At 63.1% G+C, this 25,605-nt stretch carries 29 protein-coding genes and 2 tRNA genes; 16 read left to right on the top strand and 15 right to left on the bottom strand.

Going from position 1 to position 25,605, the window contains the following annotated elements; all coding sequences use genetic code 11:
* The first annotated feature begins 32 nt into the window (after nucleotides 1-32).
* Complete coding sequence (locus tag N5A93_RS08760) at nucleotides 33-692, top strand: TRAP transporter small permease subunit (protein WP_268954708.1); 660 nt, start codon at nucleotides 33-35, stop codon at nucleotides 690-692.
* Entirely contained in the window at nucleotides 692-2,092 is a 1,401-nt protein-coding gene (locus N5A93_RS08765; protein WP_268954709.1) for a TRAP transporter large permease, read from the top strand. Before N5A93_RS08760 ends, N5A93_RS08765 begins: the two co-directional genes overlap by 1 nt.
* A 13-nt stretch (nucleotides 2,093-2,105) precedes the next feature.
* Here the strand turns inward: N5A93_RS08765 and N5A93_RS08770 are convergent, their stop codons facing one another.
* Both N5A93_RS08770 and N5A93_RS08775 read right to left on the bottom strand, forming a co-directional pair.
* On the bottom strand, nucleotides 2,106-2,762 hold the full coding sequence (locus N5A93_RS08770; RefSeq protein WP_268954710.1) for a GntR family transcriptional regulator: 657 nt from the start codon (nucleotides 2,760-2,762) through the stop codon (nucleotides 2,106-2,108).
* A 19-nt stretch (nucleotides 2,763-2,781) separates the two neighbouring features.
* Entirely contained in the window at nucleotides 2,782-3,540 is a 759-nt protein-coding gene (locus tag N5A93_RS08775; RefSeq protein ID WP_268954711.1) for a maleate cis-trans isomerase family protein, read from the bottom strand.
* 117 nt (nucleotides 3,541-3,657) lie between these two features.
* On the opposite strand from N5A93_RS08775, the gene N5A93_RS08780 reads away from it, so the two are divergent.
* Nucleotides 3,658-4,830 (top strand): M24 family metallopeptidase, encoded by a 1,173-nt coding sequence (locus tag N5A93_RS08780; RefSeq protein ID WP_268954712.1) that lies wholly within the window; start codon nucleotides 3,658-3,660, stop codon nucleotides 4,828-4,830.
* A gap of 4 nt (nucleotides 4,831-4,834) precedes the next feature.
* Nucleotides 4,835-5,635 (top strand): carbon-nitrogen hydrolase family protein, encoded by an 801-nt coding sequence (locus tag N5A93_RS08785; protein WP_268954713.1) that lies wholly within the window; start codon nucleotides 4,835-4,837, stop codon nucleotides 5,633-5,635.
* A gap of 7 nt (nucleotides 5,636-5,642) precedes the next feature.
* On the opposite strand, the gene N5A93_RS08790 is transcribed toward N5A93_RS08785, so the two are convergent.
* From N5A93_RS08790 to N5A93_RS08810, 5 genes are read right to left on the bottom strand one after another with little or no spacing between them, the layout of a single operon-like run.
* Nucleotides 5,643-6,095, bottom strand: a complete 453-nt coding sequence (locus N5A93_RS08790) for an NUDIX hydrolase (protein WP_268954714.1) — start codon at nucleotides 6,093-6,095, stop codon at nucleotides 5,643-5,645.
* A gap of 25 nt (nucleotides 6,096-6,120) precedes the next feature.
* Nucleotides 6,121-6,366, bottom strand: a complete 246-nt coding sequence (locus N5A93_RS08795) for a MoaD/ThiS family protein (protein ID WP_268954715.1) — start codon at nucleotides 6,364-6,366, stop codon at nucleotides 6,121-6,123.
* A gap of 20 nt (nucleotides 6,367-6,386) precedes the next feature.
* A complete protein-coding gene (locus N5A93_RS08800; protein WP_268954716.1) occupies nucleotides 6,387-8,633 on the bottom strand; it encodes a xanthine dehydrogenase family protein molybdopterin-binding subunit in 2,247 nt (748 codons plus the stop codon).
* The gene (locus N5A93_RS08805) at nucleotides 8,633-9,112 is read right to left on the bottom strand and encodes a (2Fe-2S)-binding protein (protein WP_268954717.1); all 480 of its coding nucleotides are present in this window, start codon (nucleotides 9,110-9,112) and stop codon (nucleotides 8,633-8,635) included. Before N5A93_RS08805 ends, N5A93_RS08800 begins: the two co-directional genes overlap by 1 nt.
* Nucleotides 9,109-9,975, bottom strand: a complete 867-nt coding sequence (locus tag N5A93_RS08810) for an FAD binding domain-containing protein (RefSeq protein ID WP_268954718.1) — start codon at nucleotides 9,973-9,975, stop codon at nucleotides 9,109-9,111. The genes N5A93_RS08805 and N5A93_RS08810 overlap by 4 nt, the downstream gene beginning before the upstream one ends.
* A gap of 155 nt (nucleotides 9,976-10,130) precedes the next feature.
* Between N5A93_RS08810 and N5A93_RS08815 the strand changes: the two genes are divergently transcribed.
* The 9 genes from N5A93_RS08815 (at nucleotide 10,131) to N5A93_RS08855 (ending at nucleotide 15,952) form a co-directional block, all read left to right on the top strand.
* A tRNA-Gly gene (locus N5A93_RS08815) sits at nucleotides 10,131-10,204 on the top strand.
* 127 nt (nucleotides 10,205-10,331) lie between these two features.
* On the top strand, nucleotides 10,332-12,128 hold the full coding sequence (locus tag N5A93_RS08820) for an ABC transporter transmembrane domain-containing protein (RefSeq protein ID WP_268954719.1): 1,797 nt from the start codon (nucleotides 10,332-10,334) through the stop codon (nucleotides 12,126-12,128).
* Between the two features lie 71 nt (nucleotides 12,129-12,199).
* A complete protein-coding gene (gene lysM, locus N5A93_RS08825) occupies nucleotides 12,200-12,628 on the top strand; it encodes a peptidoglycan-binding protein LysM (RefSeq protein WP_268954720.1) in 429 nt (142 codons plus the stop codon).
* Between the two features lie 137 nt (nucleotides 12,629-12,765).
* Nucleotides 12,766-13,650: a carbon-nitrogen hydrolase family protein gene (locus tag N5A93_RS08830; RefSeq protein ID WP_268954721.1), complete on the top strand. Its 885-nt coding sequence runs from the start codon at nucleotides 12,766-12,768 to the stop codon at nucleotides 13,648-13,650.
* Between the two features lie 82 nt (nucleotides 13,651-13,732).
* On the top strand, nucleotides 13,733-13,951 hold the full coding sequence (gene infA / locus N5A93_RS08835; protein WP_005978431.1) for a translation initiation factor IF-1: 219 nt from the start codon (nucleotides 13,733-13,735) through the stop codon (nucleotides 13,949-13,951).
* Between the two features lie 58 nt (nucleotides 13,952-14,009).
* Nucleotides 14,010-14,597 (top strand): Maf family protein, encoded by a 588-nt coding sequence (locus N5A93_RS08840; protein WP_268954722.1) that lies wholly within the window; start codon nucleotides 14,010-14,012, stop codon nucleotides 14,595-14,597.
* The gene (locus tag N5A93_RS08845) at nucleotides 14,594-15,619 is read left to right on the top strand and encodes a ribonuclease E/G (protein WP_268954723.1); all 1,026 of its coding nucleotides are present in this window, start codon (nucleotides 14,594-14,596) and stop codon (nucleotides 15,617-15,619) included. Before N5A93_RS08840 ends, N5A93_RS08845 begins: the two co-directional genes overlap by 4 nt.
* A complete protein-coding gene (locus N5A93_RS08850) occupies nucleotides 15,616-15,798 on the top strand; it encodes a DNA gyrase inhibitor YacG (protein WP_268954724.1) in 183 nt (60 codons plus the stop codon). The genes N5A93_RS08845 and N5A93_RS08850 overlap by 4 nt, the downstream gene beginning before the upstream one ends.
* A gap of 79 nt (nucleotides 15,799-15,877) precedes the next feature.
* A tRNA-Phe gene (locus N5A93_RS08855) sits at nucleotides 15,878-15,952 on the top strand.
* 172 nt (nucleotides 15,953-16,124) lie between these two features.
* Here the strand turns inward: N5A93_RS08855 and N5A93_RS08860 are convergent.
* The 6 genes from N5A93_RS08860 to N5A93_RS08885 form a co-directional block, all read right to left on the bottom strand.
* A complete protein-coding gene (locus tag N5A93_RS08860) occupies nucleotides 16,125-16,781 on the bottom strand; it encodes a DUF6946 family protein (RefSeq protein ID WP_268954725.1) in 657 nt (218 codons plus the stop codon).
* 10 nt (nucleotides 16,782-16,791) lie between these two features.
* A complete protein-coding gene (locus N5A93_RS08865; RefSeq protein WP_268954726.1) occupies nucleotides 16,792-17,169 on the bottom strand; it encodes a helix-turn-helix domain-containing protein in 378 nt (125 codons plus the stop codon).
* 5 nt (nucleotides 17,170-17,174) lie between these two features.
* Nucleotides 17,175-17,528 (bottom strand): type II toxin-antitoxin system RelE/ParE family toxin, encoded by a 354-nt coding sequence (locus tag N5A93_RS08870; RefSeq protein ID WP_268954727.1) that lies wholly within the window; start codon nucleotides 17,526-17,528, stop codon nucleotides 17,175-17,177.
* A 100-nt stretch (nucleotides 17,529-17,628) separates the two neighbouring features.
* Nucleotides 17,629-17,793 carry a hypothetical protein gene (locus N5A93_RS08875; RefSeq protein ID WP_268954728.1) on the bottom strand — a complete coding sequence of 55 codons (165 nt, stop codon included), beginning with the start codon at nucleotides 17,791-17,793 and terminating at the stop codon, nucleotides 17,629-17,631.
* A gap of 58 nt (nucleotides 17,794-17,851) precedes the next feature.
* Complete coding sequence (locus tag N5A93_RS08880; protein ID WP_268954729.1) at nucleotides 17,852-18,964, bottom strand: tyrosine-type recombinase/integrase; 1,113 nt, start codon at nucleotides 18,962-18,964, stop codon at nucleotides 17,852-17,854.
* 25 nt (nucleotides 18,965-18,989) lie between these two features.
* A complete protein-coding gene (locus N5A93_RS08885) occupies nucleotides 18,990-19,229 on the bottom strand; it encodes a helix-turn-helix transcriptional regulator (RefSeq protein ID WP_268954730.1) in 240 nt (79 codons plus the stop codon).
* A 1,331-nt stretch (nucleotides 19,230-20,560) separates the two neighbouring features.
* Here N5A93_RS08885 and N5A93_RS08890 point away from each other — a divergent pair.
* Both N5A93_RS08890 and N5A93_RS08895 read left to right on the top strand, forming a co-directional pair.
* A complete protein-coding gene (locus tag N5A93_RS08890; RefSeq protein ID WP_268954731.1) occupies nucleotides 20,561-20,878 on the top strand; it encodes an HPF/RaiA family ribosome-associated protein in 318 nt (105 codons plus the stop codon).
* Between the two features lie 370 nt (nucleotides 20,879-21,248).
* Nucleotides 21,249-22,928: a BCCT family transporter gene (locus N5A93_RS08895; protein WP_268954732.1), complete on the top strand. Its 1,680-nt coding sequence runs from the start codon at nucleotides 21,249-21,251 to the stop codon at nucleotides 22,926-22,928.
* A gap of 84 nt (nucleotides 22,929-23,012) precedes the next feature.
* Here the strand turns inward: N5A93_RS08895 and N5A93_RS08900 are convergent, their stop codons facing one another.
* On the bottom strand, nucleotides 23,013-23,207 hold the full coding sequence (locus N5A93_RS08900) for a hypothetical protein (protein WP_268954733.1): 195 nt from the start codon (nucleotides 23,205-23,207) through the stop codon (nucleotides 23,013-23,015).
* A 108-nt stretch (nucleotides 23,208-23,315) separates the two neighbouring features.
* Between N5A93_RS08900 and N5A93_RS08905 the strand changes: the two genes are divergently transcribed.
* Nucleotides 23,316-24,044: a DUF5765 domain-containing protein gene (locus N5A93_RS08905; RefSeq protein ID WP_268954734.1), complete on the top strand. Its 729-nt coding sequence runs from the start codon at nucleotides 23,316-23,318 to the stop codon at nucleotides 24,042-24,044.
* A 443-nt stretch (nucleotides 24,045-24,487) separates the two neighbouring features.
* Here N5A93_RS08905 and N5A93_RS08910 read toward each other — a convergent pair whose 3' ends face one another.
* Nucleotides 24,488-25,507: an IS110 family RNA-guided transposase gene (locus N5A93_RS08910; RefSeq protein WP_268954735.1), complete on the bottom strand. Its 1,020-nt coding sequence runs from the start codon at nucleotides 25,505-25,507 to the stop codon at nucleotides 24,488-24,490.
* Nucleotides 25,508-25,605: the final 98 nt, after the last annotated feature.

Consider the following 25,605-nt stretch of genomic DNA (forward strand, 5'->3'; position numbering starts at 1 on the left):
TTCAACTCTGACATCAATCAAGGGGGGCAGACATGGCAGGCGCCGCATCTGTTCTGTCCGATTCCAGCCGTCTCAGCCAGATCGACCGCGGGCTTTACCGTATCGAACGCGTCCTGGCGCTGATGAGCGGCATTGCGGTTTTCGCCCTGATGTTCCTGGCGGTCTTTTCGGTGGGCGGGCGCAATTTCTTCAGTCAGCCGCTGCCCGGCTATGTCGACTGGATCGAACAGGCCATGCCGCTGATCGCGGTCATGGGGATTTCATATGTGCAGCGCGATGGCGGGCATATCCGCATGGATATCGTCGTCGGCGCGCTCAAGGGACGCACGCTTTACGCGGTCGAGTTCCTGACCACGCTTGCGGTCCTTGTGCTGATGGCGCTGCTGGTCTGGGGAAGCTGGGCGCATTTCGAGCGCAGCTTCGACTGGGGCGCGCCGCTGTGGAGCCGGGACAGTTCGATGGATATCGCCCTGCCGCTCTGGCCTGCGAAACTGCTGGTGCCGGTGGCCTTCTCGGTGATGTGCCTGCGTCTCGCGCTGCAGCTCTGGGGCTATATGCGCGCCTTTGTCTATGGGCTTTCGCAGCCCATCGGCGTGCCTCTGGTTCTGGACGCGGCGACGGTGGCGGCCCATGAGGCCGCGCATGTGGGCGGTATTGGCGAGACCAAGGACAGCGACGAGAGGGGCGCGTGATGGAACCCATCGATATCGGTCTTGCCGTCACCGCGGGCCTGCTTGTCTTTGTCGTGCTTGGGATGCGCGTGGCCTTTGCCGCGGGTCTGGCCGGGCTGGTCGGGCTGGTCTGGATTTTCTGGTCGAAGAAAGGCTATGCGCCCGAGGAATTCGGCTGGGCGCTGACCGTGGCCGCCAAGACCGCCGGGCAGGTGCCCCATTCCAAGGTCAGTTCGCAGGCGCTGAGCCTCATTCCGACCTTCATCCTGATCGGCTACCTGGCCTATTACGCCGGGCTGACGCGCGCCCTGTTCGAGGCGGCCAAGCGGTGGATTGCCTGGGTTTCCGGCGGGCTGGCGGTGTCGACGGTCTTTGCGACGGCGGGTTTCGCGGCGGTGTCGGGCGCGAGCGTCGCGACCTCGGCGGTCTTCGCGCGCATCGCCATCCCCGAGATGCTGGCGATCGGTTACAACAAGAAATTCGCCGCCGGCGTGGTGGCCGCGGGCGGCACGCTGGCCAGCCTGATCCCGCCCTCGACGATCCTCGTGATTTACGCGATCATCGTTGAGCAGGATGTCGGGATGCTGCTGTTGGCCGGGTTCATTCCGGGTGCGTTCTCGGCGCTTGTCTATGCCGCGCTGATCATCTGCATGGCCCTGACCATCAAGGGTTTCGGCCCGCCGGTCAGTGGCTTCACCTGGCGCGAAAGGCTGGTGGCGCTGCCGCCTGCGCTGCCGATCCTGCTGGTCGTGGTGACGATCATCTTCTTCGTCTACAACCCTTTTGGCGGGGATGCCTGGGGCACCCCGACCGAGGGCGGTGCAATCGGCGCCTTCATCGTCTTCCTGATGGCGGTGTGGCGCGGCATGCGCCTGACCGAACTGAAGGATGCGCTGCTGGAAACCGCCAAGCTGAGCGTGATGATCTTCACGATCATCTGGGGCGTTCTGATCTATGTTCGCTTCCTTGGATTTGCCGACCTGCCGGGGGCCTTCGCCGACTGGATTACTTCGTTGACCATGTCGCCGATGGTGATCCTGGTCTGCATCCTGCTGGCCTATGCGGTGCTGGGCATGTTCATGGATGCCATAGGGATGCTGTTGCTGACGCTGCCGGTGGTCTATCCGGCTGTCATGGCGCTGAATGGCGGGCCGATGGTCAGCGCCGAGGATGCCGCGTTTGGCATGTCGGGGCCGATGTGCGCGATCTGGTTCGGGATCCTGGTGGTCAAGATGGCCGAGTTTTGCCTGATCACGCCACCTATCGGACTGAACTGTTTCGTTGTCGCCGGGGTGCGCCCGGATCTGAGCGTGCAGGACGTGTTCAAGGGCGTGATGCCGTTCTTCATCGCGGACGGGATCACCATCGCGCTTCTGGTGTCCTTCCCGGCCATTGTGCTCTGGCTGCCAAGTCTGGCCTGACATGACCGGGCCGTCACGGCCCGGTCAGGATATGGCGCTCGATACGCGCAAAGCCATAGCCGATATGGACCCGCTGGATATGGCCGATGGCGGCCACGTCACCGGAATTGAGCGCGCGGCCCACCTCGCGCAGCTCGCTGACCAGCGCCTCGGCCACCTCGGCACCCAGGGCATGCCCGAGACGGTGCCAGGTGCTGGCCGCTTGGTAATAGGTCTGCCACCAGAAGGCGCGCAGAGACTGGTTGCCGATCAGATCGGCGATAAGCCCGTGCAGGCGATGATTGATCTGGATGTAACGGCCCGGATCGAAACCCACACGCAGAACCAGCGCCGCATCGAGAAGGTCGTCGCACAGGCGCCGGTGGTCGTCGGTAATGGGGCGGGGCGACATCGTCCCGATCAGCGGCGCCAGTTCCAGCCGCATGGCATAGACCTGCCTGATCGCTTCCGGGCTCAGTGCCATGACCACGCTACCCACGCCGTTGCGGGTTTCGACCAGCCCAAGATGACTGATCCGGCTGATCGCATCCCGCACGGGCGTACGGCTGACGTTGAATTCCCCGGCAAGCTCGGCCTCCTTGAGTTGCGTGCCGGGCGGCGTCTCCAGAAAGCAGATGCGGCGCAGGATTTCGTTTTGGATGATTTCAACGATGCTCTGGTCGTCTGGCATGATCACTCTTTCCGCCGGTTCAGTATTCGCGCAGCAGGCGGCCATGACCGGCGATCCGCTCGTCAATGCCCGCAAGGCGCAGGACGTTCCAGATCATCGCCTGGTTCGAACAGATCACCGGTTTGCCGAGCCGCTGTTCAAGCGCATCGACGATCTCGAGGCTGCGCAACGCGCCGCAACTGATGAACAGCGCGTCGGCGTCGGGTTGATCCACGCTGGCGGCGAATTCGGCGATGAAGCCGGGTCGCAGGCGGATCATGTCGCTGTCGCGTTCAAGGTTCAGCCCCCGGATATCGAGAATCTCGAACCCCGCCGCCTGCATGTACCGGGCCTCCGCCTGATTGATCTCGTCCAGGTAGGGGGTGGCCACGGCGATCTTTTGCGCCCCGAGGGCACGTAGCGCGCGCATCACCGCGCTGATCAGGCTGGTGGCATTCGCGCCGGGTGCGCCGATGGCCAGTTCTCGCATCACGCGGGACTCTCCGATCACCAGACTGCCCGACGTGCAGGCATAGCAGATCACGTCAAGGCTGCCATCGGGCAGCAGCGTGGCGGCGGCGCGCGCAAGATCCCCGGCATGGGCGTCAAGCGCGTCAAGGGTGATCGTGTCCGGAATGAAAGCGCGGGTGAAATGCATGCCCACCCCCTCGGGGCAGAGGCGCATCATGTCGTCCTCGATCGTCTGTTCGGTGGCAAGCAGCACAAAGCCGATCTTGGCGCGATAATGCCGCCCTCGATCAAAAGCCCCGGTGAGATCGACATTCTGACTTTGGTGCATACACATATGCGAAAAGTCCCGGTAATTGACGATTTTGCCGCCGCTTGACGGCATAGCTGTATGCAGCTTAGTTGGTTGAGACGGGAATCGCCAGTACGGATTGCGCGGCTGGCCGGCATGAAGGGCTACGATATGCTGAACGAGGCAAAAGCGCGCTGCGTCGCGTTGCAGGCCATGATGGCCGCGCGCGGGATCGATCGGGCGATCTTTACCGATGAAAGCTCGATCGCCTATCTGGCCGGGTTCTGGGGCTATCTCGGGATCGAGTTCGGCCGCCCCACCATGCTGATCGTCGGCGCGCAGGATGCTCCGGTGATCGTCACGCCGCTGATGGAATCGGAAATGGTCGGGGCGATGACATGGATCGAGGATCTGCGTGTGTGGGAAGATTTCGGCCCGCGCGGTTGGGGGCGGGTGCTGTCGGAGGTGCTGGGCGCGTCGCCCGGTGCGATCTGGATCGAGCGCAATACCGTCCCGGCGCTGGTGCGCAACTTTCTGGACGATACCTATCCGGGGGTGGCGCTCAGGGATATCTCGCCGGTACTGGGCGGGATGCGAATGATCAAGAGCCCCTTCGAGATCGGTGTGATGAAACAGGCCGGTCAGATCGCCGGGGCGATGATGCAGGCGGCGCATGACTCGCTTGGCGAAGGGGCGACGGAATATGAATCCGCGCTGGCCGTGATCGAGGCGGGGTCGCGCAAGGCGGCCGGTTTCCTGACCGACAAGGGTTGGGACAGGTTCGTTTCGCCCATGATCCACAACCTTCAGATCGTTCAAAGCGGGCGCGATACCGCGATGGTGCATCGCCGCGCAAGTCTGCGGGCCTACCGGCGGCGCGACCCGGTCTATTTCTGTTTTTGCAACATGGCCCAGTTCAAACAATACAAGCTGGGTTTCGACCGGATGTTCCATATAGGCGAGGTCGATGCGCGTGACCGCGAGGTCCAGGAAGCTGCCATCGACGCCCAGCAGGCCGCCATCGCTGCGATCCGTCCCGGTGTTCTGGCCGAAGACGTCGCCGAGGCCGCGAACGAGGTCTACCGCGAACGCGGTTTCAAGACGGGCTACCGCACCGGGCGCTCGATCGGGGTCGCCTATCTGGAGGCGCCCGAACTCAAGGCCGGCGACAAGACGGTTCTGCAACCCGGCATGACCTTTGCGGTGGATGGTGGTATTTCGGTCGACGGAGAGACGGCAGGCCGTATCGGGGATTCCATCGTGGTGACTCCGCAGGGCGCGGAATACATCACCGATTATCCGCGTACGATCCTGCTGAGCAAAGGATGACGCGATGAGCGCCCCCTTGAACCTTGCGTTGTTGCAGCCGCCCGCGGATCTGGACGGGCAGGCGGCACGGCTGGCATGGCTGGAAGCCCGGCTTGAGGAACTGGCACCGGGGGCGCCTGACCTTGTGGTGCTGCCCGAGCTTTTTCAATGCGGCTACAACGTCGCAGCGCGGCTGGCTACGGCGGGCGAACCGCGCGACGGCACCTTTGCGCAGGCGGTCGCGGCGCTGGCGCGCGCGCAGGACACCGGTATCGTTTATGGCTGTGCCGAGCGTGATGGCGATGCGCTTTACAACGCGGCGCTGGCCTTTGGCCGTGACGGGCGGATGCTGGGCCATCATCGCAAGCTGCTTTTGCCGCCCGGTTTCGAGGGCGAGCATTTCGCGCCTGGTGAGGGGTCCGCTTTGTTCGCGATTGGCGCGTTCAAGGTGGCGTTGCTGGTCTGCTATGATGTCGAATTCCCCGAGACGGTGCGTCATGTGGCGATGGCGGGCGCCGATCTTGTGGTCGTGCCGACGGCGCTTTCGGATCAATGGCCGCTGGTCGCCGACAAACTGGTTCCGGTCCGCGCCTTCGAGAACGGCGTTTTCCTCGCCTATTGCAATCACTCCGGCACCGAAAACGACCTGACCTATCACGGCGGCAGTTGCATCGTTGCGCCCGATGGCGCCGATCTGGCTCGCGCGGGCGCCGGGCCGCAAAGCCTGAGCGCGGTGCTGGATCATGCCGCTGTCGCCCGGGCAAGGGCGCGGCTGCCCTACCATCGGGACCGCGCGGCGCTGCCTTGGGTCATGACCGGGGGCTGAAACTTCGTCAGGGCAGGCGCCGGGCGGCGGCGTAGCGCGCCACAAAGGCGCTGTCGCCGGGGCTGGCCAGCAGGCCGACGGCCTGCTGCGCACTGGCCCAGATCACGCTGTGCCCCGCTTCGGTGGGCTCGGAGAGCGCGCGGACCGGGGTCGCCACGAAGATTGTGCAGATCTTCTCGGCCCAGAGATCGTATTCCGGCATGTAGGCGAAGCGGCGATAGACCCCCAGTCGCCGCACGTCAGCGATCCGCCAGCCGGTTTCCTCGCGCACCTCGCGGTGGAGCGCCTGAATCGGCGACTCGCCGGGGTCGATACCGCCGCCGGGAAGCTGTATCTCTGGACTTGGTGCGTCCTGGTGGGTCAGCAGCAAGCCTGAGTCGCCCGGAAGGATCGCATAGACGCCGGGCCGCGGGCGATAGGCGATGCCGTGGCGCGGGCTCTCTCCAAATCTGGGGGTCATGCTACTGCCCTGCTGATTGTCATGCCTATCCGCCTTTCAGGCGCGCCAGCAGGACCACTTCGCTATCCTCCTGGATCGGTGTGAACCAGCTATCGTTGTAGATGCGCCCGTCGATGGCGACCGAGACGCCACGGTCGAGCTGGGGTTTGAGCGCGGGGTAGCGCGCTGCCAACCCGTCGAGAAGCTCGCGCAGGGTGGTAGCGTCGATCTCGACCTCGGTCTGATCGCCGGTTGCGGCCGCAAGCGAGCCCCAGATCGTGACCTGAACCATGGCCGCCTGCCCCCGCCGGCCTAGCGCGCCTGGATCGCCGCCAGAACCTTGGGCGGCGACATGGGAAGATCGTTCATGCGCGTGCCGATCGAGGCCGAGACCGCGTTGGCGATGGCCGCCAGTGGTGGCACGATCGAGGTTTCGCCCACCCCGCGCACGCCATAGGGATGGCCGGGGTTGGGGATCTCGAGGATCACCGTGTCGATCATCGGCAAATCCGAGGCCACCGGGATGCGGTAATCAAGGAAGCCTGCGTTCTGCAGGATGCCGTCATCGTCATAGATATATTCCTCGTTCAGCGCCCAGCCGATGCCCTGCACACTGCCGCCCTGAAACTGGCCCTCGACGTAGGAGGGATGCACCGCCTTGCCCGCGTCCTGGAACACTGTGTAGCGCAGGATCGTGACCGCGCCCGTGTCGGGGTCGACCTCGGTATCGACCATATGGGTGGCAAAGCTGACGCCCGCGCCTTCGGCGTTCACTTCGTGATGTCCGGCAATCGGCCCGCCCGTATTGGAGGCGATGGCCGCGATCTCGGCGAGGGTCATGGGGGGGTGTTCGCCCGCGTTGGGCCCAGAGGGCCGCGCGGCGCCGTCTTCCCAGATGACCGCCTCTTCGTCGATACCCCAGACCTGAGCCGCGCGTTTGCACATCTCGCGCTTGGCGGCGCGGGCGGCCTCGATGGTGGCAAGGCCCACGGCAAAGGTCACGCGGCTGCCGTCGGTCACCTCGTTCTGCCCGAGCGAACCGGTATCGGCGATCACGGTGCGCACCTTGTCATAGGGGATGCCAAGTTCCTCGGCGGCCATCATCGACATCGAGGCACGCGAGCCACCGATATCGGGGTTGCCCTCGGACAGGTTCACGGTGCCGTCCGGCGTGATGTTGAGGCTCACGCAGGTGTCACCGCCGAAATTGAACCAGAAGCCGCAGGCCACGCCGCGCCCCTGATTGGGGCCAAGCGGTGCGGACCAATGCGGGTGGTCCCGGGCGGTGCGCAGCGTCGCTTCCAGCCCGATGGCGGGATAGGTCGGCCCATAGGAGGCCCGCGTGCCCTCGCGCGCGGCATTCTTCAGGCGCACCTCGAGCGGGTCGAGGCCCAGATCGCGCGCCAGTTCGTCAATCGCGCTTTCGACGGCAAAAGCGGCCATCGGCGCGCCGGGGGCGCGATAGGCGGCCGCCTTGGGCCGGTTGGTGACCACGTCCCATCCGATAGTGCGCACGTTTTCAAGGTCATAGGGTGCAAAGGCCGACATCGCGCCCATATCGACTGGCGCGCCCGGATAGGCCCCGCCCTGATAGCGCAATTCGGCGAAACCGGCGGTGATGCGCCCCTCGCTGGTCATCCCGAGCCGGATATCGACCGAGCTTGATGCGGTCGGGCCGGTGGCGCGCAGCACCTCTGCGCGGCTCATCACCATCTTCACCGGGCGACCGGTCTTTTTCGCCAGCATCAGCGCGACGGGTTCAAGGAAGACGGTGGTCTTGCCGCCAAAGCCGCCGCCGATCTCGGAGGCGGTGACGCGCAGCTGGCCCTGGGTGATCCCGAGGATCGCGGCACAGGTGTTGCGCACCATGTAATGGCCCTGCGTGCAGCACCACAGATCCGCCTGCCCGTCCGCCCCCATCGAGGCGAGGCATGCGTGGGGTTCGATATAACCCTGATGCGTGGCCTCGGTGCGATAGCTGCGCTCGAGCACCCGGTCGGCCTGCGCCAGTCCGGCGTCGATGTCGCCATGGCCAAAGGCATGGCGCGCCATGACATTGGGCGAATGCCCCTTGGGCACGGTCTCGTTGGCGCGCCCCTCATGCAGCGCGGGTGCGCCCGATGCCATCGCGGCGTCAACGTCGATGACATGGGGCAGGGGCTCGTATTCGACCTTGATCAGCTTCAGCGCCTGACGCGCCACCGCAGCCGACGCCGCCGCGACAGCGGCAACGGCATGGCCGTCATAGAGCGCCTTTTCGCCCGCCATGCAATTGTCGAGGATATCGGCAACGTCCGCCTCGGGCGTGGGGAAATCGGCGCGTGTGACCACGGCGTGAACACCGCTGAGCGCCTCAGCGGCGGAACTGTCGATCGACTTGATGCGGGCATGGGCATGGGGGCTGCGCAGCACCCGCCCCACCAGCATTCCCGGTGCCGACATATCGGCGCCAAAGCGTGCCCGCCCGGTCACCTTGTCGATCCCGTCGGGGCGGGCCGGGCGCGTGCCGATGATCTTGAAGTCGCGCGGCGCGGTGCCGGTCTTGCTGTCCAGTGCCATCAGGGTGCCTCCCGCATTTCCTTGGCCGCGTCCAGAACGGCGCGGATGATCTTGTCATAGCCGGTGCAGCGGCACAGGTTCCCCGCCAGCCAGTAGCGGGTTTCCTCTTCGGTCGGGTCGGGGTTGCGCTCGAGCAGCGATTGCGCCGCCACGAGGATTCCCGGCGTGCAGATGCCGCATTGCAGGGCGGCATGTTCGATGAACTTGCGCTGCAGCGGGTGCAGGGTCTCGCCATCGGCCATGCCTTCGATGGTGGCGATCTCGCGGCCCTCGGCCTCGGCCCCCAGCATCAGGCAGGAGCAGACCAGCCGCCCATCCACGGTGACGGAACAGGCGCCGCAATCGCCCGTGCCGCAACCCTCTTTCGAGCCGGTCATCCCAAGCCTGTCGCGCAGCACATCAAGCAGGCTTTCGCCCGCGTCGCACAGGTAATCGACCGGATCGCCGTTGATCGTGGTGGTGACGTGTATCTTGCTCATGACGCGCCTCCTGCGCGGGTTCTCGCGATACTGGCGGCGCGGCGCGCAAGCACGCCGGCCACATGGGTACGGAATGCGACGGTGCCGCGCTTGTCGTCGATCGGGCTGGCCGCATCCGAGCAGACCGATGCCAGCGCATCAAGCGCCGCATCGTCCACCGCCGTGCCGATCAGCGCCTCGGCGCCGGCCTCGACCAGCATGACCACTGGTCCCACCGCCCCCAGCGACACCCGTGCCGCGTTGCAGATGCCCGCCTCGTCCAGCGTCAGCGCGACGCCGCAGCCGACAACCGCGATGTCCATTTCGCTGCGCGGAATAAAGCGCAGATAGGCATCGCCGCCGCCTTCGGGGCGCGCCGGAAGGTGGATCGAGGTGATGAACTCGGCCTTGCCAAGCGATGTGCGGCCCGGCGCGGTGGGCACCTCGGCGACGGGGATGTCGCGTGCGCCCTCCGGCCCCGCGATCCGCGCCATCGCCCCGGCGGCGACCATCGCGGGCACGCTGTCGGCGGCGGGCGAGGCATTGCACAGGTTTCCCGCCAGCGTGGCGCGACCCTGGATCTGCGTCGACCCGATCAGGTTCATCGCCTCGACCACACCCGGCCAATCGGCGACCAGCCCGGCATGTTCGCCCATTTCCGCGCCCGACACGGCAGCCCCGATACGCCAGCCGCCCGCCTCGGGCGTGATCGCGCGCAGCTCGTCGATGCGCTTGATGTCGAGAATGCTCTCGGGGTCGTCCCCCGTTTCAGAGTGCAGCCGCACCAGAAGATCGGTGCCCCCGGCAAGAATCTGGCAGTTTCCATCCTTTGCGGCCAGAAGGCGCAGGGCGTCGTCGATACTTGTGGGGGCATGATATTGCATTTGGCGAATCCAATGGGGCTTGGGTGGCTCTGTCCATCTCAAAGGCAAACGAGCGCGGATTCAACCGAAATCCACCGCGAAATCCCGGCTGCGCGGGCAGGGCGACGTTGTGCTTGACCCTCAACGCGCCTTGAAATATCCGTCGGAGTCGCCGAGCGGGCGTTGTGTAATGGTAAGACCCTTGCCTTCCAAGCAAGAGATGCGGGTTCGATTCCCGCCGCCCGCTCCAACGATTTCCCTGCCGTTTCCCCTTGCCGGTTTCTCCTGCTAATCCGGGCTGCGGCACAACTGTCCCTTGACCCTGCCGCCATGCACGGCCAAGAACCGTGACCGAACGGGACGAAGGAAAGCGGAATATGGTGCGCAAGGCCGAGAATGGCGCAAACATGATCGAGCGCGACAAGTCGAAGGATGTCGGCGCGCTGGCCGAGCTGTGGCCCTTCATGAAACCTTACAAGATGCTGGCGGGTGCCGCGGTGCTGGCGCTGATGCTTACTGCGGCAGTGTCGCTGGTGCTGCCGATGGCGGTGCGTCGGGTGGTGGACAATTTCGGCGCGGAAGATGGCGCATTGCTCAACCGCTATTTCATGGCGGCGCTGGCCATTGCCGGCCTGCTGGCGATCGGCACGGGGCTGCGCTATGCGCTGGTCACGCGCCTGGGCGAGCGGGTCGTCGCCGATATTCGCAAGGCGATCTTTGACCGTGTCATCGGCATGAGCCCCGCCTTTTTCGAGCAGATCATGACCGGCGAGGTGCTGAGCCGGATCACCACTGATACCACTTTGATCCTGTCGGTGATCGGCTCGTCAGTGTCGATCGCTCTGCGCAACATCCTGATCTTCATGGGCGGGTTGGTGCTGATGCTGATCACCTCGGCGAAACTGACCGGGCTTGTGCTGTTGATCGTGCCGCTGGTGATCGTGCCGATCCTGACGATGGGGCGCAAGCTGCGCAAGCTGAGCCGCGTCAACCAGGATTGGATCGCGAACAGCTCGGGCAATGCCTCCGAGGCGCTGCAATCGGTGCAGACGGTTCAGGCCTTCACCCACGAAACCGCCAGCCGCGCGCGGTTCGCCGATGTGACCGAAGAAAGCTACGAGGCCGCCCGAAGCCGGATCAGGACACGCGCGGCGATGACCGTGATTGTGATCTTCCTCGTCTTCACCGGCGTTGTCGGGGTGCTGTGGATCGGTGCCAATGATGTGCGCGGCGGCGACATGACCGCCGGGATGCTGGTGCAGTTCGTGATCTATTCGGTCATGGTCGCCGGGGCGGTCGCGGCGCTTTCGGAAATCTATGGCGAGTTGCAACGCGCCGCGGGCGCTACCGAAAGGCTGGTCGAGTTGCTGCGCACCACCGATCATGTGCGCGATCCCGAAAACCCGGTGGCGCTGCCGCGCCCGGTGCGCGGAGAGATCGGGTTTCGTCAGGTGAATTTCGCCTATCCCTCGCGCCCCGACACACCGGCGCTGGATGGGTTCGACCTGACGGTCGCGCCGGGCGAAACCATCGCCCTTGTCGGCCCCTCGGGCGCGGGCAAGACCAGCGTGATCCAGATGATCCTGCGCTTCTATGATCCGAAATCGGGGCAGATCACGCTGGACGGTATCGCCCTTGATCAGATGGCGCGGCAGGATTTCCGCAAGGAACTGGCGCTGGTGCCGCAGGACCCGGCGATCTTTGCTGCCTCGGCGCGAGAGAATATCCGCTTTGGTCGTCTTGATGCCACCGATGCCGAGGTCGAGAAGGCCGCCCGCGCCGCCGCCGCGCATGATTTCATCACCGCACTGCCCGAGGGCTATGAGACCTATGTCGGCGAGCGCGGCGTGATGCTTTCGGGTGGGCAGAAACAGCGGATCGCCATCGCCCGCGCGATTCTGCGCGATGCGCCGGTCCTGTTGCTGGACGAGGCGACATCGGCGCTTGATGCCGAAAGCGAACGCGCGGTGCAAACCGCCGTCGAGACCATGGCGCGCAGCCGGACGACGATCATCGTCGCGCATCGCCTTGCGACGGTGAAAAAGGCCGACCGTATCATCGTGATGGATCAGGGCCGCATCGTCGCGCAGGGCACCCATGACGCGCTGGTGGCCGAAGGTGGGCTTTATGCGCGCCTCGCGCGGCTGCAATTCACCGATGGTGAAGCTGCCTGAGCCACTTTCCCCTTGCTTTGAGGGGCGATGCGGCAATGATGCGGCATCGTTTCTGTAATGGGAGAGTAAGAATGGGTCTTTGGAGCTTCATGAAGGATACCGGCAAGTCGCTTTTTGGCAGCGATGAGCCGAGCGCCGAAAAGGTGCAGAAGGAAATCGCCGATCTTGGACTCGATGCCGAAGGTCTCGACATCAGCGTCGAAGGCGATGTGGTCAAGGTCTCGGGTCAGGCGGCCACGCAGGAGGCCAAGGAAAAGATCATCATGGCGGCGGGCAACCTTTCTGGTATCGCCGGGGTCGAGGACAACGCCGGTGGTGATGACCCGCTGTTTCACGAGGTCCAGAGCGGCGATACGCTCTGGAAGATCGCCGAGAAGACGCTGGGCAATGGCGCGGCCTATGAGAAAATTTTCGAGGCGAACCGCCCGATGCTGAGCCATCCCGACAAGATCTATCCGGGCCAGATGCTGCGCATCCCGCAAGAGGGCACGATGGCCTGATCCCATCGGCAGATCGCCTGCGCCAAGCGGCCTCGCCCCGATCGGGCGGGGCCGTTTCATGTGGGCGTTTACAGGCGCTGCGCATGGCGTTAGCAGAGGCACGGTATTTCAGGTCTCGAGACCAGGGGGATTGACCGATGAAGATTGCCACCGCCGCCTATCCGCTTGATCCGCTCGAGGACTGGGCCGCCTTTGCCGAAAAGCTGCGCGCCTGGGTCGACGAGGCCGCGGGGCAGGGCGCGGAATTGCTGCTTTTTCCAGAATATGGCGCGATGGAACTTGCCATGCTGGACGGACCCGATGCCGCCGCCGATCTTGAGCGGTCGATCCAAGCGGTATCGCGCTGGCTGCCGCAGGTGGATGAGCTTCACAGCGATCTTGCCGCGAAACATGGCGTGCATATCTGCGCCGCTTCGGCGCCGGTCTTTGACGACAGTCTGGGGCAACGCCCGGTCAATCGCGCGCGGATTTTCACGCCCCAAGGCGGCTGTGGCGTGCAGGACAAGCAGATCATGACCCGATTCGAGCGCGAGGACTGGGATGTGGTGCCCGGCGGGCCGCTGACCGTTTTCGATACCGCTTTGGGGCGCGTCGCCATCCTGATCTGCTATGATTGCGAATTTCCATTGCTGGCGCGTGCCATGTCTGACGCCGAGCTGATCCTGGCGCCGTCCTGCACCGAGGCCCATGCCGGGTACTCACGCGTGCGCATCGGAGCTATGGCGAGGGCGCTGGAAAATCAATGCGTGACGGCGATGGCCTCGACGGTGGGGGCGGCCCACTGGTGCCCGCCGGTCGATGAAAACACCGGAATGGGCGGTATTTTCGCACCGCCTGACACCGGCTTCCCGTCCAGTGGCATCATCGCCGAAGGGCGGCTCGACCACGCGGGCTGGACCTATGGCGAGGCCGATCTGCGCGCCGTGGCGCAGGTGCGCACGGATGGTGTGGTGCTCAACCGCACCCATTGGGACGAGCAGCCCGCGCGCATCGCGAAAGCCACAAAGCAGCGCCTGCGTTGATTATCCGCTTGAAAAACACGCGGAATAGGCCCATTTAAAGCGCGTTCCACATGCAGGTGGATCGCGCAATGAAGGAGAAACCATGGCCAAGGAAGATACGCTCGAATTTCCCGGTGTCGTGAAGGAACTCCTGCCTAACGCGACGTTTCGGGTCGAGCTTGAAAACGGCCATGAAATCATCGCGCACACGGCAGGCAAGATGCGCAAGAACCGCATCCGTGTTCTTGCAGGCGACAAGGTGCAGGTCGAAATGACCCCCTATGATCTGACCAAGGGTCGGATCAACTACCGCTTCAAGTAAGCGCCATGTCCGGATGCCTCGTCAGAACGGCCGGTTCCGCGGCCGGATGCGGGCGCATATGAGCGGGCCGCGCCTGATCCTCGGTTCGGGCAGCCCGCGCCGGCGCGAACTTCTGGCGCAGATCGGCGTTGCGGCGGACGATATCCGCCCGCCCGAGATCGATGAAACACCCCGCAAGACCGAATTGCCGCGCCCCTACTGCGCCCGCATGGCACGCGAAAAGGCTCTGGCGGTGCAGGCCGGGGCGGATGATGTGGTTCTGTCGGCGGATACGACCGTGTCGATGGGGCGCCGCATCCTTGGCAAACCGGCAGATGCGGGCGAGGCCGCGCAGTTCCTGCTGGCGATGTCAGGACGCCGTCACAAGGTGATCACCGCCGTTGCCGTGCGCCGGGGGACTCGGATATGGGAGCGTGACGTGGTCACCACAGTCAAGATGAAACGCCTCTCCGACGAAGAGCTGAACGCCTATCTCGCCACCGGCGACTGGCAGGGAAAGGCGGGCGGCTATGGCATCCAGGGGCCTGCCGGCACCTTGATCCCGTGGATCCAAGGGTCGTTCACCGCCGTCGTGGGCCTGCCCCTCTGTGAGGCAGCGGGGCTCTTGCAGGCGGCTGGCTATCCGGTTTACCGGGGGTGGGCATGAAGGGTCGGCTGATAGCGCTTGACCACTTTGAGGGGGCCGAAGCGGCCGCGCTGATGGTTGACGGGCGGCTGGAGGATCTGTTCATCGACAGCGACGCACCGCGCCCCGGTGCCATCTACCGCGCCATCGCCGAGCGCCCGGTCAAGGGGCAGGGCGGCATGTTCCTGCGCACGCCTGACGGCCCGGCCTTTCTGCGCCAGGTCAAGTGGCTCAGCCCGGGTCAGCCGATCCTCGTGCAGGTGACTGGCCATCCCGAGCCGGGCAAGGCGTTGCCGGTGACGGCCAAGATCCTGTTCAAGAGCCGCTATGCCATCGTCACTCCGGGAGCGCGCGGACTCAATGTCTCGCGCAGTATCCGCGACGATGAGCGCCGCGACGCGCTGCTGACCATCGCCCATGCCGAGATGGGCGGCAGCGACATGGGGCTGATCCTGCGCTCCTCCTGCGCCGCGGGCGATGATGCCGAGATAGCCGAGGACATCCGCGCCATGCACGACATGGCCGTGGCGGTGACGGGCGACGCGCCGGGCAAGGATGCCGAGAAGCTGACCGAAGGCGACGGCCCGCATGTGCTGGCCTGGCGCGAATGGGTCGGGGAAGCGGCGCTGGAAACGGCACCGGGCTGCTTTGGCGATCACGGCGTTCTTGACCAGATCGACGCGTTGCGCAGTCCCGATGTGGCGCTGCCGGGCGGCGCCTCCATGGCGGTCGAGCCGACCCGCGCGCTGATGGCGGTGGATGTGAACACCGGGGGCGATACCTCGCCCGCAGCGGGGCTCAAGGCGAATATCGCCGCCGCGAGGGACCTGCCGCGCCAGCTGCGCCTGCGCGGGCTTGGCGGGCAGATCGTGATCGATCTCGCCCCGATGAGCAAGAAGGATCGCCCCCAGTTCGAGACGACGCTGCGCGCCGCCTTCAAGACTGATATCGTCGAAACCGCGCTGGTCGGCTGGACGCCGCTCGGCCATTTCGAACTGCAACGCAAACGCGACCGGATCGCATTGAAAGAGATGCTGCCATGAGCTGCCCGATCTGCGGCAAATCCACCGACCAACGCTTTCGTCCGTTCTGTTCCAAGCGCTGCGCCGATGTGGATCTCGGCAAATGGCTCGACGGAGATTACGCGCTGCCCTCGAACGATCCGGAGGATATCGAAACTGCGCTGGAAGAAGCCGAGCGGGAACGCGCCAAACCCCATTGAAAAATTTGCGCGATCCCTCTGGACAGCCTGCGTGCGCTCGCCTAAGACACCCGCACCCGAACGCAACCGCGTTCCCCGTGCCCGGGTAGCTCAGGGGTAGAGCAGTGGATTGAAAATCCTCGTGTCGGTGGTTCGATTCCGCCCCCGGGCACCAAAGCACCTCCAAGTGTTAATGATATCAATTGGTTACGGGGAGAAATCGTCCCACCGTTTTCGCGCCTGGGCAAAAGTGGGACTTTTTTGTTCGTGAGACGTTCGCGTTCCGGCGCGTGAAATCGCGCCCCCGGCGGCAGTTGGGGAGTCGTGGATTTCTGAGGTGTGCAGGCCTAGAGAAACTCGGCTGACCCGACGGCCCAACCCAGGTCGAGCGGTTTGCCGGAAGGCAGGATGTGCCGCAGCGGAGTTCCGCGCGTGGCTTCGAGCCCGAGCAGGCTGGTGAAGGCTGCGAAATCCTCGAACCACCGGTGCTCTTGGGAAAAGGACTGCACGATCATCGTGGCGCGGTCCGTCTTGAAACGTGCGGCCTCGAGCGCGGCGGCGGCGGTGCGGTGGAGCAACTGGTAGCGAACGTGGTCGATCGATCCTTCCGGCAAGCCGAGCAGGTGACGGATGAAGGTCATCCGCTCGGTCTTGCCCGCGCTGGCGCCGACCATCCATTCCCCGACCGTCGGCCCGAAAGGCTCGTTGACCTTGGCCTCGACCGCGAGGGCGATTGTCTCATCTCCGGCCCGGGCGAGGGCAAAAACATCGCACTGGCTTTCCCGTCGTCCGCCGGGAAGGGCGACCTTGTGCTCGGGGATGGCGAAGAGAAGCTCCGCCCCGTGACCAAGTAGTGCGGCGATCTCTGGTGGAAGGCCTTCGGCGGCTTCCCACGACAGGGCCGCGGCCATGGCGGAATAACCGCGTTTCCACTGCTTCTGCGGATCGGCGAGGAACTGCTGCCAATCGTCGGGGCCGCTGCTGGGTGTGAGGATCTTGCTCATTAAGAACGGTCTACGGGATCACCGTTGCTCGGCTTTGGTCTTGCCGACCTGCGCGACGCCCTTGCCGCGGTTCCTCCGTCTCTCCCAACCCTTCGAGCGCAACCGGTGCAGTACCCGGGAATTCGACCATCAGCTTGAGCTCCCCGCCCATCGCGCGGACGTAGCTCGTCAGCGTCGAGAGCAGTAGGTCGCTCTGGCGTTCGTATTTCGCAACAGTGGCCTGCTGCACGCCGAGGGTTTCAGCCAGCTGAACCTGGGTCAGATTCTTGGCCTTCCGCAGCTCCTGCAGCGTCAGGTACTCGGCATGCAGCCGATCCGCCTCGGCCTCGATCGCCGCGCGGCGGGCGGGGTCTAGGGTCGCCAGCTTCTCCTTCAGGCTTCGGGTCATCGGCTTCATCCTTTTCGTTTCTCAAGGTGGCGGTCGAACCTGTCGTCCGCCCGGGCGATCAGCGACTTGTAGAACCGCTTCTCGCTGCCACCCGACTTGTCCCCGCCGACAAGCAGGATCGCCTGCCGATCGGGGTCGAATGCGAAGGCGATGCGCCAGACGCCATCGGCGGCGTTGCAGCGCAGTTCCTTCATGTTGGCATGCTTCGACCCGGTCAGGGTGTCCGCATGGGGTCGCCCGAGCATGGGTCCTTCCCTCTCGAGCAACAGCGCCCGGGCGAGGATCGCGTCCTGCACCTCTTGTGGCAGGACATCGAATTCCGGTTCGAATTCCTCGGCAAAGGATACGGTCCACGACATCGGGAAAATACTACCTTGAAGCTATATAGCCTTGAAGAACTAATTTTGCAAGCACGGGCTGCGGGACGGTAGCGTTGCGTCCGCAGGAACGGGGCGAGGATCAGTCTGCCTCTTTGAGCAGTCCCTGTGCCTTTTCCGCTGCGAGAGCGAAGCCGCGAAACCGTGTGCCGGGGGCATCCGTTGCTCGCTGGAACTTGGCAAACGCTTCGGGCGAGAGCGTTGAGGATTCGCCTTCGTCCAGCTTCGGTTTCTCGGTCTTGGTCATGCCTGCCTCCTTTTTGTTCGTCTTGATCGTTTCTGTCTTGGCGGGGGTACTTAGTGTATCACGTTTTGCCACCCCGCGCTTCCCCTCTTTCCGGCCCGCCCCCATCCCGCGACAACAGCTTCATCCCGGACGCCGCCAGCACCCTCTGGCGCGCGGCGCGGGTGTAGCGCGATGCTTCCTTCATGGTCGTCCAGCCGAAGATTGCCATCAATTGCCGCTCGGTCGCGCCGTTCTCGGCCGCCAGTGCCGCGCCCGCCTTGCGGAGCCCGTGGGCGGAGCAGTGCTTCAACCCGGCCTCGTCGCATTGCTTGCGGAACCAGTTGCCGAAACCGTTCGAGGTAAAGGGCTTGCCGAAGGCCGTGACGAGGAAGGCGAGGTTGCCGGTGGGCGTGGCGTCGAGCACGGCCTTCAACTCGGGCAGGACCGGGATGGAGAGGGTGACGGGCTTGCGGTCGCGGTTCTTGGCCTGAGTCAGGGTGATCCAGCCCTCCTTGATGTGCTGCGACCCGAGCCGGACAATGTCCGACCGCCGCTGCCCGGTGTAGAGCATGAGCGCGAGCGCCAGCCTTGGCTTGCCGCCTATCGGGTGATGGTCCTCGAACTGCCGGACCTCCTCCATCGTCCAGGAATGGAACCCTTCGCCCTTGGCCTTGAGGTAGGGCACGTCGCGTGCCGGATTGCGCTGCGCCAGTTCGTACTCGACCGCGAAGGCATAGACCTGCCGCAGCGCCTTGACGAAGCCGTTTGCCGCCTCGGGCCGGTCGGCCATCTCGTCCCGCATGCGGCGGACGTGGCGGGGCTCCATCAGCGCGTAGGGTTTCGATCCGTGCTTCTCGCAGACCCGGTCGAGGATGCCGCGCCGAACATACTTGGTGCGGTCGCTCAGCCGCTGGTATTCGGCCGAGACATAGTATTGCTCGCAGAGCCATTTGAAGCTGCCCTTCGATCCGCGCCGCTCGAGCGGTCCGGTCGGCGCGCGCGGCGTCGCGCCCATCATCGCGGCGCGGTACTCGGCGAGGAAGTCCTCCGTCCCGGGCTGGCTCCGCAGACGCACCTTCAGGTGCCCGGGCCGCCGCAGGTAGACGCGGACGTTACCGTGCCGGTCGGTGTCTTCGATGACGTGTTTCAGGCGGATGCTGCCCGAGCCGTCTCTCATTCTGAATGTGGGCATGTCACGCGCTGCCTTTCGTCAGCCGTCAGTCGTCCCAGGGATTGTGGTCGGAGTGATCCCCATCAGGGATCAGCTCGAACGCCCGGTCAAGTTTTTTCCTGTCCCAGACGGTGCGGGCATTGATCCGCTTGGGCGGCGGCATGCGCTGGTCGCGGACCAGGTGATCGAAGAGCGTGGGCGAGACCCCGATATAGGCCGCCGCCTCGGTCCGCGAGAGGCCTCGGGGCGCGAGCGTGGGCGGAAGGGTGACGGGGCGCTTGGGCATGGGGCGATCGGTTGGGGTTTCGGGTGCTCCAAGGATGCCGGAAAGCGAAGAAGGAACGAAGCCGAGAACGGGCGGGGTAGGCCTGTGGCGGGGAATGACAGGTGGCTGTCGGGTGTGGCGAAGTGGGGCAATATGCCGGGTGTGCTGGCGTAGTCGCGTGTTCTCGTGGATTCGGTATGGTGCGGCGCGAAAATCGATTGAAAAATAGTTTCTTGGTAAACTTGATGCTGCAATGCCTGCGTGATCGCGGCGGATAATCTCTTCAAACAACAGCAATTTGAGGTGGCCGTGCGGCACCTCTTTTATCTCGCGCTCCCATTGTTGAGCGCGAGATGCCACCTGCCGATGCTCGGAGTTCCCGCCACTTCAACAGAGCAACCGCCAAGGGCACGGTTCCGTAGTGCGCATGCCAGTGGCCTGAAAACACTGAGAAATTGCAGGAAGCCTGCACACGACCGATTTGCATGCACGCGAAAACGCCAGTCACGTCAGTGACTTGTGGCAGTCGTGGCAGGCGCTTTTATCTTGCCCTTTTCCCGTAGCGCTGCAGTCCGAGGGCTTCTACTTTGCCGTTTGCTCGCCATTGCATCCTGGGCTTGGATGTTGTGCGAAGCGGCCTGTTGGTTTGGCTGACGGCCAGAATGGAGCGTTCAAGGCACCGGAAGTGTTCCAAAGAAGGTGCCGCTGGGTGCAGCGTCTTTGCCAAAGGACTACCGCTCGGCTGCTTGTATTTTGCAGCCGAAGTAACGATTGAGGGCCTAGCCTCGAGCCGTTCGGCTGGCTTGCAGCCACGGATTGAAAGCCAAGCTTCGTCAAGAATGGGCCCCAAAGCTAGGGACTGAGCCTGGCTCCGGTGACCCTCAACCTGCAGCCCCGAGGTGGTCGCATATTCGCGCTCAGAGCCCGAAGTCTAAGCAAAGAAGATGGCTTTATTAATGTAATCGCCGTCGAGGTGCTCCTGCAAACGCAGCGGACAACTCACTACATCCGTTCACGCTTTGCCGGGCGCCTCCACGGCAGAGCCCGGACACAACTTCGACCAATGAGGTAAAGTCTCTAATTTCGTGGTGACGTCAGCTATCCTCACCGTTCTCTCGACTCGTTGGGCGGACACCGGACCTTCGCTGCCGGTAAGATGTTTTCATTCGGTTTTGATGGGAGCAGACGTTCAGTTGGCAGAAAGTCAGGTTATGTTCTGCCCCGCCACGGGACCGTTGCGAGTCCAAGCGCAAAGTGTTCACCGCTTGGTGTTCGGCGGGATCCGCTATCATAACCTTGTAAAAAGGCCCTTAATCGCATATCCGTCGAACTGAACCAAAAGGAGATCTGACGTGCAATTCCAGCTCAACACCGACAGCCACATTCTGGGTGATGAGCGTCTGGCCCAAATAGCCGAGTCAGCCGTTACCAGTGCATTGGGTCATCTGACTGATCGCCTGTCACGTATCGAGGTGCATCTGGTCGATGTGAACGGGGCCAAGGGCGGTGCGGATGATATTAAGTGCACGATCGAGGCGCGACCCGAAGGGATGCAGCCGCAGACCGTCACCCATAGCGACGCTGACGTCGAAACGGCTATGCGCGGGGCTGGGAAGAAACTGCGCGCGCTGCTGGACAACGAGTTCGGCAAGCTCGACAAGCGGCGCTGATCCGCACGACGCCCGGCCTTACCTGTGCAGGGCCGCCTGAATTTGAGCAATACAGGTTCCCGTCTGGGCTGATCTTTTTTTCGAGAGGAGCGAGCCGGAAAATCGTTTCTCAACCGTCGCAACTTTCCCCGCCACATCAAGCGGCGTCACCCCTTCAATTTGCCGCAGGTTCAATCGAGGCGGCAGTGGCGTGGTCGATCATCACAACCTTGCGTTGGATTTCCCGAGAACGGGCAAATCATTGACGACAAGTAGCCATATCAAACCGCAAGCCACCCGATCTGCGACGGAGCGGAGCGTCGCTTGGCTGCTAGGCGTTCGCAGTGCCTCGGCACACTGGTTGGGATGTCAATCAGAATAGGAGACCCGAATGCGCCGGCCTGTCAGTTCGACGAAGATACTTGGTGATGTCGGTGCCGTTTTTCACGTGTCGGTTGCGATCGTCGCGCTCTTTGTACTGGCTGCGGCGATGGCGCCCGCGGCGGTTGAGCGTGTGGCACAGGCCGTGCTGCATGCGACAGCGGAGAACGTCGGCTGGATGTACCTTCTGGTCATGACGGGATTTGTCTTTTTCGTGTTGTTCCTTGGCCTGTCGCGGATCGGAACCATAAGATTGGGGGCCCCGGACGAGCGACCCGAGTTCTCATTTCAAAGCTGGCTTGCGATGATCTTTTCGGGCGGCATGGGCGTTGGCCTCGTGTTTTGGGGCGTGGCTGAGCCAATGATGCATTTCAACGCCCCTCCGGTCGGCTCTGGGCTGCCGCGCACGGCCGAGGCAGCACAGAGCGGCATGCTTTATGCCTTCTTTCACTGGGGGTTGCACCAGTGGGCGACTTTTGCGCTGGTGGGGCTTGCCCTCGCCTATGTCCGGTTTCGCCACGAAAGCCATGGCTTGATAAGCGAAACCTTCCGCCCGCTTTTAGGACCTCGCGTGGATGGTGGCTGGGGCAAGGCGATTGACGTGCTTACGGTCGTGTCGACAGTTTTCGGCGTAGCCACGACGCTGGGGCTTGGCGCATTGCAGATCAACAGCGGTGTCTCACAGCTGACCGGAATCCCCTACGGCTTCCCGGCGCAACTGGTGATCCTCGCTGTTATCGGCATCCTCTTCACGCTCTCGGCGATGACGCCTCTGGACCGTGGCGTACGGCTATTGAGCAATGCCAACATGTTGCTTGCGGCTGCGCTTCTTTGCGCGGTCCTGCTGTTTGGGCCGACTTCCTTCATCTTCGGGGTCTTTACCCAAACCTTGGGCGAGTACCTGGGCAACGTCATCCAGATGAGCCTCGTCACCTCGCCTTATTCGGATGGTGCGTGGGTTGAGCAATGGACCATGTTCTACTGGGCCTGGGGGCTGAGCTGGGCGCCGTTTGTCGGGAGTTTCATCGCGCGGATTTCGCGTGGACGAACCATCCGCGAATTTGTTTTGGGCGTGATGATCGTTCCGGTGGCACTGAGTATGCTGTGGTTTTCAACCTTCGGCGGGGCGGCTATTCAGTTCGAGATCTTCGCGAATGCCGGTATCGCCGACGCCGTTGCGACCGAGGTTCCGGCCGGGCTCTATGCCCTGCTCGATCAATTGCCGGCCAGCGGGGTGCTGACCGTCGCATCCATCGCGCTTGTCGGCATGTTCCTTGTGACCTCGGCGGACTCGGCCACGTTCGTGCTTGGTATGTTCACGTCAAAAGGGGTGCTCAACCCGACACGCGCGGTGCGGGTGCTTTGGGGTGCCTTGCAAATGGTGTTGGTCGTGGTGCTGCTTCTGGCGGGGGGGCTGGAGAGCTTGCGGACGGTTTCAATCATCGCAGCGTTCCCGTTCATGCTTTTAATGATCCTGCTCGCGGTCTCGCTTTACCGTGACCTGTCGCAGGAGATCGCGGCCCGCGATGAAAAAGCGCGCCTTCTAGAGCAGCGGATCGAACGCCTGCTGCTGCGGGAATCCGAACGCGAGAAGGCCGAGAAGGCCGAGGCCGAAGTTCATCCGACCGTCCCAGAAAACGGACAGTCGGACGAGGCACCTGATGAACGGAACGGCAGCGCCAGTCCGTGAGCGCACAGGTTTAGGGAAGCTGAGCTGTGACGCGCATCTGGTGCTTGAGATCAGCTCTGGGCCCATTTCGATCAGACGGCCACTTCAAAACGGGCAGGAAAGCGGAAAAATCAGGCGCAGAATACCGAAAGCGGGAAGGGCAGCCTGAAGCTGATATTCAATTTGAGCTTCCGATTCTGCAGCATGGCCCACTATACCGGCGATTGGTCGCGCCCGCATACTCAGCATCAGGGCAGTCGTCGGAAATCCGTCATGTTCCTTCGAATAGGTAGAAGTCATTCAACTACTTTAATTCCCGTGTCCGCGTTCAATTCCTCCTCGTGTTGTGACCAATGGCAGCCATCAGGGCCCTTGCTATCGCGGTTCGCTTTCCGCACAGTCGTATGGGTGGGGGCATTCATCATGTGTTGGAGTGCATCGGCTTCGGTAGCGATGGTGGCAGTTGGTGCCGCGGCGGTTGCGGTTACTGCGATGCGGGGTGAACCGAAGGCAATCTGGATCACGCTTGGTTTTTTTACCCTGATGGAGGGATTGCAGGCCGCCGGATACGCGGTCGTGGATGAATGTTCCAATCCTACCAACATAACGATCACTACGCTCTCGTATTTGCACATTGCGTTTCAGCCCTTGTTCATCAACGCCTTTGCTATGGCTATCGCGCCCGCTGCGGTTTCCGACTGGCAAAGGCACATCGTGTATGGCCTTGCTGCAATCGCCACCGGATTCATGCTGCTCAAACTGGTTCCGCTTGAGGCATTTGGATCCTGCACAGCCGGCTCGCCAATGTGCGCCATGCAAACATGCCTGATCTCGGGCGACTGGCATATTGGATGGATCTTGCCGCTGAATGGCTTGATGGAATGGGGCGGCTCATATCTGCCTATCAACGTCTATTTCCCCGCCTATTTCATTGCGGTCTTTGCCCTGCCATTTTGGTATGGTGCGTGGCGCTTTGCGCTTTTCCACCTTTTGATGGGGCCATTTTTGGCCTTCATGCTGACGACCAATCTCAATGAACAACCCGCGATCTGGTGTCTGTTCTCGATAGGTATAATCCTGATTTCGTTAAGCCCTTTTATCCGGATTAGGGTGATGGGCGCACATCAAGCGGCATAACGGTTATCAAGGGGCAGGTTTCCGCTGATGAATCTGGAGTCTGCTCCGGCATGGTAGAGTAAGATGCGCCTGCAGCGAACGGCGATTTTGTCCTGCCGACCGACGATTGAGCCAACAAAATGCTGCACGATGCACCAATGGCAGGTCTGGCGAGGCTGCACCGCGGCATCGTAACTGACCGCGGAGGTCGTCTGTGGGTGGCTCCTGCATTGCAAGCGTTTTCTGGCGATTTTCTGCGGATATTTTCGTCAGTACTGTCGTCTGTCCGGCCTGTTTGTGTGGCGGCATTGTCGCCACTGGCCCTGATGAATTCCGCAAGCGAGGTTCCAATCGGCTTATCGACCTCAGAGGGCCGCTGACCTTCCCGGAGTGTCCTTGCTCTTGGTTGACTTATTTCCGCATCATCACGTCAACGTCTTGCATCTCGTGGGCAGCTGGTGCGATCAGAACGCAGGCTGCCGATATTCCTGTTTCTTTGTGAGCATCGCCCAGATGCTCCTTGCTGCTTTGTTGGCCATCGCGGTTGTTGCCAAGCGGAACGGTTTGTCTGCGATGATCTTCGCGGTCCACAGATCCACCTTCTCAGGCGAACGCTTCGCCATCACAGCGCGAGACGTCATGCCCACGACCAGCAGCTTGCGGATGTAGCGATCACCCTGCTTCGTGATCTTGCCCAGACGTTCCTTGCCGCCGCTGGATTTGTTGAGCGGGGTCAGTCCGAGCCAAGCCGCCAGATCGCGCCCGGTCCGGAACTGTTGTGCATCGCCGATCGTCGCGACTATCGCCGAGGCTGTGATTGGGCCAATTCCCGGCATGCGCATCAATCTGCGTGCGTCGGCATTCAGCAGGGCATGTTGTTCGATCATCTTGGAATAGCCGTCGATGCGCTCGTTCAAGCCGATGAACTGATAGCACTGGATACCGAGCATGCCGTTGGCGATCTCCGGCATGTCGGGGTGATCTCCATCCAGATGGCGCTTTGCAAAAGCCGTTACCGCTTCGATCCCAATGGGCAAGATATGCCCAAACTCGCGTAACAAGCTGCGGATCATGTTGGCCATCTGCGTGCGTTGCCTGACGGCCAGATCGCGCGTCCGATGGATTGAAAGAATAGCCTGCTGTTCCTCTGCCTTGATCTCGACAAAGCGCATGGTTGGGCGCCGAACCGCTTCACAGATTGCCTCGGCGTCAACAGCGTCGCTCTTCCCGCGCTTCACGTAAGGTTTGACGTAGCCAGCGGGCATGAGCTTCACGTCGTGCCCCAATTTGCGTAGCTGGCGGCCCCAGTGATGGGACGACCCGCAGGCTTCCATCCCGACCCGGCAGGGCGGAAGCGTTTCAAAGAAGGCGAGCAGCTTCGCGCGTTTGATGGCTTTATTGAAGATCACACGGCCGTTCTCTGAAATGCCGTGCACTTGAAAAACGTCCTTGGCCAAATCCAGGCCGACGGTCTTTACTGTCATTGGGTGCTCCTTTCCCTGCAGTCAATGATAACTGCACTTTGGCACATTCGATGCCGGTGGAGCAGGAGCCACCCACCTCATCCGCTTCGGGCCGTCCG

Origin of the sequence: Roseovarius salincola (assembly GCF_026891095.1) — a bacterium.
In the GTDB taxonomy this organism is placed as follows: Bacteria; Pseudomonadota; Alphaproteobacteria; order Rhodobacterales; family Rhodobacteraceae; genus Roseovarius; species Roseovarius salincola.